Origin of the sequence: Ensifer adhaerens, from assembly GCF_013283195.1 — a bacterium.
Lineage (GTDB): Bacteria > Pseudomonadota > Alphaproteobacteria > Rhizobiales > Rhizobiaceae > Ensifer > Ensifer adhaerens_G.
On sequence record NZ_JABEKT010000002.1, the window covers coordinates 1,264,954 to 1,277,684 of the forward strand.

Annotated in this window: 8 protein-coding genes; 4 read left to right on the forward strand and 4 right to left on the reverse strand. The window is 62.2% G+C overall.

Annotation, left to right across the window (positions count from 1 at the left end; translation table 11 throughout):
- Positions 1-46 precede the first annotated feature (46 nt).
- Together pbfA and LPJGGPFB_RS22205 are read left to right on the forward strand one after the other, a co-directional pair.
- Positions 47-1,408 (forward strand): (R)-1-hydroxy-2-aminoethylphosphonate ammonia-lyase, encoded by a 1,362-nt coding sequence (pbfA, locus tag LPJGGPFB_RS22200; protein WP_173422055.1) that lies wholly within the window; start codon positions 47-49, stop codon positions 1,406-1,408.
- Positions 1,409-1,442: 34 nt separating this feature from the next.
- Positions 1,443-2,453, forward strand: coding sequence for a 2-hydroxyacid dehydrogenase (locus LPJGGPFB_RS22205; protein ID WP_173422056.1), 1,011 nt, complete (start codon positions 1,443-1,445; stop codon positions 2,451-2,453).
- A 253-nt stretch (positions 2,454-2,706) separates the two neighbouring features.
- On the opposite strand, the gene LPJGGPFB_RS22210 is transcribed toward LPJGGPFB_RS22205, so the two are convergent.
- The gene (locus tag LPJGGPFB_RS22210) at positions 2,707-3,756 is read right to left on the reverse strand and encodes a helix-turn-helix domain-containing protein (RefSeq protein ID WP_173422057.1); all 1,050 of its coding nucleotides are present in this window, start codon (positions 3,754-3,756) and stop codon (positions 2,707-2,709) included.
- A gap of 191 nt (positions 3,757-3,947) precedes the next feature.
- Here LPJGGPFB_RS22210 and LPJGGPFB_RS22215 point away from each other — a divergent pair, with 191 nt between their 5' ends.
- Positions 3,948-4,748, forward strand: coding sequence for a DeoR/GlpR family DNA-binding transcription regulator (locus LPJGGPFB_RS22215; RefSeq protein WP_427858281.1), 801 nt, complete (start codon positions 3,948-3,950; stop codon positions 4,746-4,748).
- Positions 4,749-4,836: 88 nt separating this feature from the next.
- Entirely contained in the window at positions 4,837-7,287 is a 2,451-nt protein-coding gene (locus LPJGGPFB_RS22220; protein ID WP_173422058.1) for a GcvT family protein, read from the forward strand.
- Between the two features lie 168 nt (positions 7,288-7,455).
- Here the strand turns inward: LPJGGPFB_RS22220 and LPJGGPFB_RS22225 are convergent, their stop codons facing one another.
- From LPJGGPFB_RS22225 to LPJGGPFB_RS22235, 3 genes are all read right to left on the reverse strand, one after another.
- Positions 7,456-7,761, reverse strand: coding sequence for a DeoR/GlpR family DNA-binding transcription regulator (locus tag LPJGGPFB_RS22225; RefSeq protein WP_173422059.1), 306 nt, complete (start codon positions 7,759-7,761; stop codon positions 7,456-7,458).
- A 215-nt stretch (positions 7,762-7,976) separates the two neighbouring features.
- The gene (locus LPJGGPFB_RS22230) at positions 7,977-10,400 is read right to left on the reverse strand and encodes a GcvT family protein (RefSeq protein WP_173422060.1); all 2,424 of its coding nucleotides are present in this window, start codon (positions 10,398-10,400) and stop codon (positions 7,977-7,979) included.
- Positions 10,401-11,171: 771 nt separating this feature from the next.
- Positions 11,172-12,728, reverse strand: coding sequence for a sulfatase-like hydrolase/transferase (locus tag LPJGGPFB_RS22235; RefSeq protein ID WP_173422061.1), 1,557 nt, complete (start codon positions 12,726-12,728; stop codon positions 11,172-11,174).
- Positions 12,729-12,731 lie beyond the last annotated feature (3 nt).

The following is a 12,731-nucleotide window of genomic DNA, read 5'->3' on the forward strand; positions in this document are numbered from 1 at the left end:
GATAGGTTACGCGTCCCAGCACGATGTTACGTCGATCGGAGAAAAGATGAGCGCCACAGCATCCGCATTGGTTCACACGGAGGGCGAAGCCAACACCTCGGTAGCAAGGGGGATCTGGAACGCTCGGGTAAGCGATGAGCGGACGACATCCCTGGTGACACGGGACGCAGACGCGTTTCTCCACCAGAGCCTTTCCAGCCCCTGCCTGACGGCTATCGCCAAAGCGGAGGGCATCTGGATCGAGGATACCGCCGGCCGCCGCTACATGGACTTCCACGGCAACAGCGTCCACCATATCGGTTACGGGCATCCCCGCCTGAAACAGGCGATCAAGGCCCAGATCGACGACTTGTGTTTCGCACCGCGACGTTTCACCTGCGAACCCGCCGTCGAGCTTGCAGAAACACTGGGTCGACTGGCGCCTGGCGATCTCGGCAAAGTGCTGTTTACCACGGGCGGTTCAGATGCGATCGAGGTCGCGCTGCGACTTGCGCGCGCTGCCACGGGCCGCTTCAAAACACTGTCCTTCTGGGACGCCTTCCACGGTGCCGGTTTCGGCGCATCGAGCGTCGGCGGCGAGGCCACCTTTCGCTCTGGGATCGCCGGACCGCTGTTGCCGGGCGCCGAACACGTCGCGCCCTGGGCCAACCGTCATTGCGCCTATGGCCAGGACACGCTCGAAGCTTCTGCCCGCGCCTGTGCCAGCATGGTCTCCTACGTGCTGGCCCGCGAAGGCGATTTTGCCGCGCTGGTTGCCGAGCCCATGCGGGCAACGCCCAATCCGCCGGCGCCTGGCTTCTGGAAACAGGTACGCGCGGCTTGTGATCGGCACGGAACCTTGCTGATTTTCGATGAAATTCCCACGGGCCTCGGCAAGACAGGGCGCTTTTTCGCCTGTGAACACGACGACGTCGTCCCCGATATACTCGTACTCGGCAAGGCACTCGGCGGCGGCATCCTGCCGATCGCCGGTGTGGTTGCCCGGCGCGATCTCGACGTGGCGGGTGACTATGCGATCGGCCATTACACGCATGAAAAGAACCCGGTGACGACACGCGCAGCGCTGACCACCATTTCGATCATCATCGAGGAGGGACTTGCGGAGAGGGCGGTCGAACTTGGGGCGTATGCGATGGAGCGGCTCAGCGCATTCGGCGAACGCTGCGAGGCTATTGGCGATGTCCGCGGCCGCGGCCTGCTCTTCGGTGTCGAGATCGTTCGCGACCGCGCAGACTTTGCGCCCGACAATGCGCTTGCGGAACGCGCCTATTATCGCTGCCTGGAGGCGGGGCTGAGCCTGAAGATCAGCGGGGGCAATGTCATGACGCTCTCGCCACCGCTGGTGATCACGCGCCAGGAGCTCGATCGGGCTCTGACTATTGTAGAGCAGTCGATCCTGGCGGGCTGACGGCACCGGCAGCGGACAAATCAGGAGCATTGCCATGAAAGCCATTCGAACGGACCAGGAACTCGAATGTCCGCAAATCGACGCTGGACTGCGCGCGCGTGGTGTTGAGCTCGTCACCTTGCCCGATGGCGTTTCGCAGGACACGCTGATGCGCGAGGCGGCGGATGCCGATCTGCTGCTGACGTGCTACACGCCGATCACTGCCGGCATTATCGCGCAGTCAAAGCGCCTGAGGGGTATTGTCAAATATGGCGTCGGTATCGACGCAATTGATATATCGGCCGCCATGGCGCGAGGCATACCTGTCGTCAACGTGCCGGACTACGCTGAGGAGACCGTTGCTGAAGCGGCCTTTGCATTCATGATCGCTCTTGCCCGGCGCCTGCCGGAGGTCGGCCGAGCCATGGAGCGCGACGGCTGGATCTGGCCGGAACGGCGTTGGCTGGGACGCGACATCACGGGCGCGACAGTCGGGTTGGTTGGAACCGGAAGGATCGGCCGCAGCATGGCGCGCATGGCGGGAGCCGGTTTCCGGGCGCGTGTTCTCGGCTACGACCCGCATGTTGACGCGTCGGTGATGGCAGGATGCGGAATCGAGAAGGTCGACGATCTTCACGCGATGCTGCGGCAAAGCGATTTCGTTTCGCTGCACACCGTTTTGAACGCATCGACGCGCCATCTTATCGGCAGGGCGGAGCTTGCCTGCATGAAATCGACGGCGGTTCTGGTCAACGTTTCGCGTGGGGCACTCATCGACGAGGCGGCGCTGGTCGAAGCGGTGCTCGCAGGTCGTCTCCAAGGCGTCGCGCTGGACGTCTACGGTCAGGAACCTCTGGCGAAGGAAGGGCATCCCCTCAGCGCCCTCTTCGGACGCCCGGACGTTATCCTCTTTCCGCACCTGGCCTTCTTCACCAGCGAGGCGATGCAGCGGCTTTCGGAGGAGACGCTGGCCCGTTGCTTCGAGCTCCTGGATAGCCGGCCTGTGACAATCCGGTCGCACGACCCACGCCTGCGTGCACAGGAGCGCAACGTCCTGTTCGTTTGAGGCAATCTCCCAGCTATTCGGCAGGACATTGCAATCGCTGTAACGGTGAGGCGCATGGTGCATAGCGGGAATGCCTTCAACCTTCTCGCGGGTCCTGCTCTGTCGAGCAATGGTGTGGCAGATGCCCGGACAGAGCGCGGGCATCTTATGCGATCAACACCGACGCTCCGGAGTTGCGCGACGCAACACTCTTTTTCTCCATTTTTTACGCATTCCCGACTGAAATCCGTTTCGCACTATTCTTGAAAATGACCTAGGCGACACGACGCTCCTCCAAGATCATTCGTCTCTCCTCGCCGCCCGCAAGGGTGCGGCGCCGGCGCTCCAGTTCTGTCGTGCGCGTGTGCTGCGGCGTACAGTCGTAGGTCTCCCTGTAGGTCCGGGAGAAATGCGACGCCGAGGAAAATCCACAAGCCACAGCGATCTCGAAGACCGCAAGCGACGAATTGACGAGAAACAGGTGCGCGCGCTCCAACCGCATCTGGAGATAGTAGCGTTTGGGGGAGCGCCCCATCTCCCGCTTGAACAGGCGTTCGACCTGGCGCCGCGACAGGCCTGTCGATGGTGTCATATCGGCAAGTTTCAATGGTTCGGCTATGTTCGCCTCCATCTGCTCGATGATGTCGATCAGCAGACGGTTGTCGATGCCGACGCGGGTCTGAAGCGGCAGCCGCTGGCGTTCACCAGCCCCGCGAACGTGCTCCGACAGCGCCACTTCGCAAACGCGGTTTGCCATGTCGCGGCCCAGGTCGTCTTCGACGATGCGCAGGAACATGTCGAAGGGGGCATTGCCGCCGGCGCAGGTATAGAGTTCGCCGTCGATCTCGAATGCCGTCTGGCGGGCTTTCGTTTCGAAGAACCGCTCGGAAAAGTCCGGAAAGTGTTCCCAATGTACGGCACAGCGACGCCCGTCTAGCAGGCCGGCGCGTGCAAGGCTGTAGAGGCCGCCTGCGAGCGCGGCGATGGGAATCCGGCCTCGCCGCGACATACGCAGCCAGCCTTCGGCCTTTCCATCCGCTGGAGGAACAGCACTGCCGCCGCAGACAACGGTCATGTGTGGACGATCTAGCTGCTGCAGTCCGTCCTGCTCCGAGGTGAGCGCTCCATCCGCTGCCATGCGCATTCCGCAGCTTGACCGCGCCGGTTGGCCGTCGCGTGTCAGCATACGCCAGCTGTAATAGGGCCTGCCCATCACGTCGTTGGCGAGCCGCAGCGGCTCGAGCGCGGAGCTGAATGCGTGCTGGTTGTAGCCGTCGAGAAGGTAGAAGGTAAACCGGCGGCCTTGTGTGCATGCCTTTTGCACTGCTCTGCCTCCCTTTGAGTTCATCAGCGCTCGGGACATAATGCAAATAATAGTTACATTATGCAACATAAATAGACTTTCGGGCCCATAATTTCGCGTGACCGGGCGATGTCGTCGGCCTCACTGTGCAAAACACAACTCAATCAGGCGACGACTCGCCCTGAGAGGCAGATCTTGTCAAAACGCCAAAAATGATCGCAGATAACAACATGTCAGATAGTCAAAGCGCTCGCGCCCTCGCTCCCCGCCGCCATGGCGAGATCCTCCGCCGTCTGGTCTCCGATGGCACTGTCAGCATTACTGAACTTGCCGACCATTTCGATGTGTCGCGGCAGACGATCCGGCGTGACCTGAAACATTTGGCCGAGCGCGGCCAGTTGGATCTCGTTCATGGCGGGGCGACGTTGTTTGAGCCGACCGAAGCTGCCTTCACCGAAAGGCGAGGTGAGAACGCATCGGCTAAGGCATCGATCGGCCGGGCCGCGGCAGCACTCGTGCGCGACGGCATGGTGGTATTTCTCGACTCGGGCACCACCACGCTCGCCGTGGCACATGCGCTGGCGGACAGAAAAAACCTAACGATTTGTACGACTTCGCTGTCAATCGCGCTGCAGATGTGTCGTCAGCCGCAGGTGCGGGTGCATATGCTCGGGGGCGAGATCGACCCGGCGGAAGAGGCGGCCGTCGGCATCGATGCGCTGGAGGCAATCAGCCACTTCCGGGTGGATGTGGCGTTCCTCGGTGGCGGCGGATTGTCTCCTGATGGTGAAGTGACGGACTTTACCCGCAACGGCGCGGAGCAGCGCTCCCGCATGACGGCGACGGCGGGCAAGGCCTATTTCGTGCTCGACAGCTCGAAGTTCGGCCGGCTGACTCCGTTGCGGATTCCAAGATTTGAACTCGCAGCCGGAGTGATCGTCGATCGGCGCCCACCGGAGGCGATCTGCGAGGCGCTGAAGCGCAAGGGGCCAATCGTGATCGTCGCAGAGTGACGTAATGTAAGTTTTTGTAACATTCTGTCTTGTTCTTTGCGCCTCCGTTGTTATGGTGTGGCCTTCCATGGCATCGGGAGGTCGTTTCATGGCTCAGAATTTTCCAACGCATGCACAGGTCGTCATCGTCGGTGGCGGTATTATCGGCTGTTCGGTCGCCTATCACCTGACCAAGCTCGGCTGGACGGACGTCGTACTCTTGGAGCAGGGGCAATTGAGCGGCGGGACCACCTGGCACGCGGCCGGCCTCGTCGGCCAGTTGCGTAGCCATGCGAACATGACGAGCCTGATCAAATATTCGACGCAGCTCTATAGCGAACTGGAGGCTGAAACCGGGCTCGCCACCGGCTGGAAGAACTGTGGTTCCGTTTCGGTGGCGAGGTCTGCCGACCGCATGACGGTGCTGAAGCGCACCGCCGCGTCTGCGCGCGCCCAGGGCGTTGCCATCGAGGTGATCTCGCCGAAGGAGGCCCAGGATCTCTGGCCGGTGATGGCGATCGACGATCTGGCGGGTGCCGTCTGGTTGCCCGGCGACGGCAAGGCCAACCCGACCGATCTCACGCAGTCACTGGCAAAGGGGGCGCGCAACCGCGGCGCTCGGATCATAGAGCGCGTCCGCGTCACCGGGATTTCTGTTGCCGATGGGGTCGTGACCGGCGTCGAAACCGACCAGGGAACGATCTCGGCCGAGATCGTCGTCAACTGCGCCGGCCAGTGGGCGCGCAAGGTCGGGCTGATGTGCGGCGTGTCGGTGCCGCTGCATTCGGCCGAACACATGTATATCGTTACCGGCAGGATCGAAGGCGTGCATCCGGATCTGCCGGTGATGCGCGATCCCGACGGCTATATCTACTTCAAGGAAGAGGTCGGGGGGCTGGTCATGGGCGGTTTCGAGCCGGAGGCGAAACCGTGGGGCATGAAGGGCATTCCCGACGATTTCGAATTCGCCTTGCTGCCCGACGACTGGGACCAGTTCGAAATCCTGATGCAGAGCGCCCTGCAGCGCGTGCCGCAGCTGGCGACAGCAGAGGTGAAGAAGTTTTACAACGGTCCTGAAAGCTTTACGCCGGACAACAACTTCATGCTCGGCGAGGCGCCGGAGCTGAAGAATTTCTACGTCGGCGCCGGCTTCAACTCGATGGGCATTGCCAGTGCCGGGGGCGCCGGTCGGGCACTGGCCGAATGGATCGTCAACGGCGCGCCGACCATGGATCTCTGGCCGGTGGATATCCGCCGCTTCGCAACCTTCAACAACAATCCGCGCTGGCTGCATGACCGCGTCAAGGAGACGCTGGGGCTGCACTATGCCATGCCCTGGCCCAACCGCGAGCTGGACACGGCGCGCCCCTTCCGCCGCTCGCCGCTCTATGACCGGCTTGCGGCCAAGGGCGCCTGCTTCGGTTCGAAGATGGGCTGGGAGCGCGCCAACTGGTTTGCGACCGAGGGAGAAAAGCCGGTCACGGACTATGCCTTCGGCCGGCAGAATTGGCACGAAGCGGTCAAGCGCGAGATGAAGGCGACGCGCGAGGCGGTCGGCATCTTCGATCAGACGTCCTTCGCCAAGCTTCTCATCCAAGGCCGGGATGCCGCAGTCACCCTCAATCGCATTTGCGCCGCCGATATCGACGTTGCCATCGGCCGGTCCATCTATACCGGGCTCCTGAACGATCGCGGCGGCTATGAGAGCGATCTGACGGTCATGCGTCTTGCGACCGACCGCTTTCTTCTCGTCACCGGTTCGGCGCAAGCGGTGCACGACGCGGACTGGATTCGCAAGAACCTGCCGGCAGACGCCCATGTGTCGCTCACCGACGTTACCTCGGCCTATTCAGTCCTGGCGCTGATGGGGCCTAAGTCCCGCGATATTCTTACCCGTCTTACCTCTGCCGACCTTTCCAACGAAGGCTTCCCCTTCGCCACGATCCGCGAAATCGATATCGGCTACGCCACGGCCTACGCCAACCGCATGACCTATGTCGGCGAACTCGGCTGGGAGCTGATCGTCCCGACGGAGTTCGCCGTCGGTGTCTACGAGGCGCTGCATGATGTCGGGCGCGATTTCGGGCTGACCGATTGCGGCTATTATGCGCTGGAGGCGCTTCGGCTGGAAAAAGGTTATCGCGCCTGGAGCCGTGAGCTGACGCCGGATATCACACCTTATGAGGCCGGTCTCGGCTTTGCCGTGTCGCTCGACAAGCCTGATGGTTTCATCGGCCGTGAAGCGCTCGTGGCGGCGAAGATGAAGGGCACATCTTCCAAGCGCATCGTGCAATTCACCGTGGACGATCCCTTGCCGATGCTTTGGGGCGGCGAACTGATCCTGCGTGATGGACAGCCGATAGGGGAAGTCCGGTCGGCCGCCTACGCCCATACGCTCGGCCGCTCCGTTGCCCTCGCTCTCGTCGACAATCCCGCAGGTGTCGACCGGGCGTTCCTGGAAACCGGCCGTTTCGAAGTCGAATTGGCCGGTGACCGCTTCGCTGCAACGGTGCATCTTTCCCCCGCCTATGACCCGAAAGGTCTGAGGGTGAAGGTGTAGGGCGAAGCCCGACGCGCACCGTCGACGAAAGCGTCGAGCGGCGGCTGCCGCGCCACTAAATGTGCCGAGCCAGGAACGACGTCTTGTCCAACCCGAAAGTACCCGTTGGTATCGTCGCCGCGCTCGGCATGACCCTGATCATCGGCTAAGGCAGCCTTCGTTACAGATTCAACATCCCGGCGCCTGGTGTGGCGCCGGGCAGCGGTCGCCGCCATACGCGATCGTCCGACCCGTGATGCTGATTGTCAGGTTTTTCCGACCGGTGGTCGCACGCGCCACTACAATCGCCGTTGTTCGGGTACCGAGGAACACCACCATGCCTTCTTCGACAAGCGCGGCCGCCGTCCGCCCGAACGCCTCGTTGACGGACATATTCTCTTGGCTGTCCGCTGTGAGGGCCAGTTCCTTCGTCTGAAATAAAGCGGCGCCGCCCCAGACGAAGCCGAGTTGGCCGCGCTCCGCCAGGTATTTCATGTGACGGCAAACGGTTTCGTGAGACACGTCGAAAAAACAAATGCTCCGTGATACTCACCGAGCCGTCCGTGGCGAGGTGCTTCAAAATTTCGTCGTGGCGGCGCGGCGCGAGTGCCCACGAATGTGGCGAATGGGACATGCCGCCAATGTGGCGGTATGCTCGCCCCGCGCAGGGAAATGTTGCAATTTGTGGCGCCGGCCCGCTCGTGTCGCATCTACAGGCGGATGCGATCACCGGAAGGATCATAGGCGCAGCGTTCGACGGCCGTCGCCCTGCTGCGGCGGCCAAATGCTTCCACTTCGATTTCACTGAGCGCCATGTCCTCGCCCTTCAGATATCCGAATACGAGCGAAGCGCCGACGGTGTGTCCGAAATCGCCGCTAGTGGTCATACCAACGATGCGGCCGTCCACCGACATTGCTTCGCCGCCATAGACCGGCAGAGGCTCATCGAGCCGGAAGCAGGCAAGTTTGCGTGCGATACCGGTCTCCTTCTGCGCGACGATCGCATCGCGGCCCTGGAAGTTGCCCTTCTTCATGGACACCGCAAAGCCCAGCCCCGCCTCCAAGGGTGTGTCGTCGGGAGTGATGTCGGCGCCCCAATAGAGGTAGCGTTTTTCCATGCGCAGGCTGGAGATTGCCTTATAGCCGACGTCGGCGATGCCGAACTCGGCGCCTGCCGTCTTCAACAGCTCGTAGACGTATGCCATGTATTCGGTCGGCACATGGAGCTCCCAGCCGAGTTCGCCGACATAGGTGACGCGTGCGGCCATGACCGGGGCCCAGCCTATGCGGATGTCGCGACACGTCATGTAGGGAAAGGCGTCGTTACCGACGTCGTCTTCACTCGCTTTGGCAAGGACGTCGCGCGACAAGGGGCCGCAAAGGTTGATGACACCATAGGCGCCCGTTACATCCTGTACGTGAACAGAGCCGTCGCGCGGCATGTGTCGGCGGATCCAGCCGCCATCGCGCGTGCCGAAGGCCGAGCCGGTTACCACATGGAACCGATCCTCGCGGCGTCGCATGATCGTAAGGTCGGCTTCGATTCCGCCGCGCTTGTTGAGGAGCTGCGTGTAGATCACCGCGTTTTCGCTGCGATCGACGTTGGCGGCTGCCAGCCATTGCAGGTAACGAAGAGCACCTGGGCCTGAGACCTCGAACTTGGAGAAGGACGATTGGTCGACCAGCGCCACGCCCTCGCGCACCGCCCGATGCTCCCGACCGATGACCTCGGCATAGGGCGCGCGCTCAAAGGTTTCGAGCGGCGGTTTTGGCTCGCCGGATTTCAGGAAGTAATTGGGGCGTTCCCAGCCGAACTTCACGCCGTTGACCGCCCCTTTCGCCGTCAGGGCCTCGTAAAGCGGCGACCGGCGCAACGGTCGGCAAGCCGAACGTTCCTCTTCCGGCCAGGCGGCGGCGTAGTATTTCGAGTAGGCCTCGATGGCACTGTCGCGCAGATAGGCGAGCCCGCCGTGCGGGTTGCCGAAACGGCGCAGGTCGAAGGCCCAGAGGTCCATGCCCGGGTCGCCCTCCAGAATCCAGTTTGCCATGGCACGCCCGGCACCACCCGAGGCCGCGATCCCGGACGTGAAGCCGCAGGCAACGAAGAAGTTCTCGAAGTCGCCCGCAAGGCCCATCACCGGCTCTCCATCGGCCGAAATCGGTATGGGACCGTTAACGACCGAGCGCACGCCGAGCTCGTTCAAGATCGGAATACGGTTCGATGCGCCTTCGATCACTTCGGCGATGCGCTCGAGATCATCGGCGAACAGTTCCTGGCCGAAGCTCATCGGCAACTTGCCCAGGCCGTAGGCGGCGCGCGTTTCTTTCTCCCAACCGCCGATCACCATAGCGCCCGGCTCCGGCTTGACGTAGAAATTGGCATCGGGGTCGCGAAGCGTGGGCAGGTCGTCCGGTACCAGCGGTGATTTCTCGGTCACGAAGTATTCGTGCTCGACCACGGTGATCGGCAGGTCGATGCCCGCGAGTTCACCGAGCTGACGTGCCCACAGGCCGGCGGCATTGACCACGACCTCGCAGCCAATGTCACCTTCAGTGGTCTTTACGGTCGTGATGCGGCGATCGTCAATGGTAAACCCGGTTACGGTAACGCCCTCAACGATGCGCACGCCGCCTGCCCGGGCACCCTTCGCATAAGCATGGGTCAACGAATAGGGGTCGACGTGGCCGTCCGAGGCAATCCAGGTAGCACCGCGCAGCCCTTTGACGTCAACAAGCGGAAACAGTCGCCGGATCTCGTCCGGACCGACCAGTTCCATGTCGAAGCCGTAACTTTTCGCGGCGGTGTGGGCGCGCTTCAATTCCTCCCAGCGGGCATCGGAGGCGGCCAACCGGAGGCTGCCAACGTTCTTCCAGCCGACGTCCTGTCCCGTATCCGCACCGATCCGGGCGCAGAGATCGGCGCTGTACTGCATCAGGCGGGTAAGATTCACCTTGCTTCGCAACTGCCCCATCAGTCCGGCTGCATGCCAGGTCGAGCCTGCGGTCAACGCGGTCTTTTCCAGGACCACCACATCTTTCTCTCCGGCCTTGGCGAGATGATAGGCGATGCTGGTACCGATGGCGCCTCCGCCGACGATGACGATGCGGGCGTGCGAGGGAACTTTGCTAGACATATTCCGCCTTTTGGATGGAGCTTAAGACAACGAAAGATTGCTCGTCTGCTCGTTGAGACGGCTCCTGCCGACGCAACGCTCATTCGTCAGGGTGGAAGACGAAACCTCGTGAAAGCCCGCGGGAACAATGGCCACCAAACGTGTCCTTGCCGCCGGACTTCGGAGCGCCTCCTGGCAATGGCCGGAGATGTCGTGGGGGGGGCGGACCATGCAGGAGCCGCAGATCCTCTACTGGCAGCTCAAGGCGAGTCCGTGATGCACCTTCGACGAAATCTCGGCCGACTGGATTTGAGGTTACAGGTCAGCAGGTCAGCCGCGCAAACGCGAATACCTTTGGGTCAGAGCAAGAAAATCTAATGGTCCTTGCCTTATCGTTGTCTTTTCATGAATTCTTTCAAAAACTTGAATGTGCACTCCGCTTGGCGGGCGCGGCGAACACACCAGATATGACCCTGAGCTACTCTCCTGCCTGTTGCCCCTTCTCGGAACGGGACCAACAGCCTCAATCTTGAACACGACTGGATGCCCTTTGCCGCAAGCCGTCGGTTCAAGGCCGCTCCGCGACGGCTGGTTTCGGCGGTAGGCGTCTACCGTCGCGACGTGAATGCGGGGCAAGCGCGTCGAGAAATCTCGCAAGCCATCGAGAGTCAACGCAACACGCTGGACTTCGCGCCTTCATTGCAAATGAGGCACCCGATCGCATACCAGTTCGCGAAGAAGCTGGCGGAGATCGCGCCATGCGGACGTGGCGAGACGCTTGATCGCCGGCGATCAGGGCAGGCGGGCTAGATGGCCCACTGCGCCAGCGTCTGTCAGTTCCGACAGGGCCAGCGACTGGTCCAGATGCCGCGCGCGCCAGGCTAGCAGCCGCTCTGCGCATTCGAGCCGAACAGACAGCCAGGCCGGGTCGTCGGCGAGGTTGCGCGTTTCGCCCGGATCATTGGCGAGATCGTAGAGCAATGGCGGCAGGCCGGCACCGAAGTGCACGTATTTAACCGTCTCGGTGCGGACAACGGACAGGTTGAGGGCACGTGAGCCCAGACCGAAATGGGCCTCGGCTGTCCCCTTGGCGATCGAGCGGAAGTCGTATTCCCAGAATGCGGCGTCGCGCCAAGTATCGGGGTCTGCGTTATCGAGGAAGGGCTTCAGCGACTGGCCGTCGAGATGCGGCAGAGCCTTGCCGCCGATAAGGTCGAGCAAGGTTGGCATAATGTCCACCGCACTGGTGAAGCGATCGACTTTCGTGCCAGCAGCCTGCGCACACCCAGGCGCCTTGATGATGAGGGGGATGTGGTAGCTGCCATCGAACCATCCGCCCTTTCCGAGCAAGAAGTGGTCGCCCATCATCTCCGCGTGGTCTGACGTGAGGATGATGATGGTATCGTCCCAGACGCCTTTGTCCTTTATGCCTTTCCACATGCAACCTAGCTGAGCATCGACCTCCGATATCATGCCGTAGTAGAGCGCACGGATCCTGCGAAACTCGTCCTCGGTCCAGTCGGCGACCTTGCCGGCAGCACCAGGGATGAAGCCCGACTTGTTCTGGTGGTGCTCGAGATGATAGGCGAGGAACGGGTGATGTGCCTTTTCCGCGTCGACCGTGGAAGCGCGATGATAGCCCGGCCCTTCTGCCGGGTCGTACATCGTGTTGAACGGCTCGGGCACGATGAATGGCGGATGTGGACTGAGGAACGAGACGTGGGCAAACCAAGGCTCGCCTTCGTCCTGCTCACCCAGCCAGCGCAGGAATTCGCCGACAAGGAAAGCCGTAGGCGTCTCGTCCGTGGAATAGGCGGGAACGGCGTTGCTGACCTCCGGGGCATCTGAAGCAGCTGGTCGATGGACGGCGGGGAAGCCGGCGCTGGAATCGATGCCGCGGGCCGCAAGCCAGGACAGCCAGGCCTTCTGATGCTCGGGCAAAAGCTGGCGGGTGGTGAAACCGGGCAGAACGCCCTCATAGGTGCGCAGAAACGGGTCGGCGGGCGCATGGTTGCGCGGGTCGGGTGCAACATCAGTATACCCGAAGAGCGTTGGGTCGTAGCCGGCCCTGCGGGCAGCGCGGGCAATGTTATCGTGGCGGTCGTCGAGCGGCGTGCCGTTGCGGCAGACCCGATTGTTCATCTGGTAGAGGCCGGTGTAAAGGCAGGCGCGCGCCGGTGAGCAGGGCGCGGTACCTGCATAGTGGCGCTGGAACAGCACGCCCTCTCGGCCTAACGCGTCGGCATTGGGCGTTTTTACGACGGGATGACCAACTGCGGAGAGGCTGTCGCCACGCCATTGATCGCACGTAATAAGAAGAATGTTTGGCCGTCCACTCTTGTTTGCCACGCT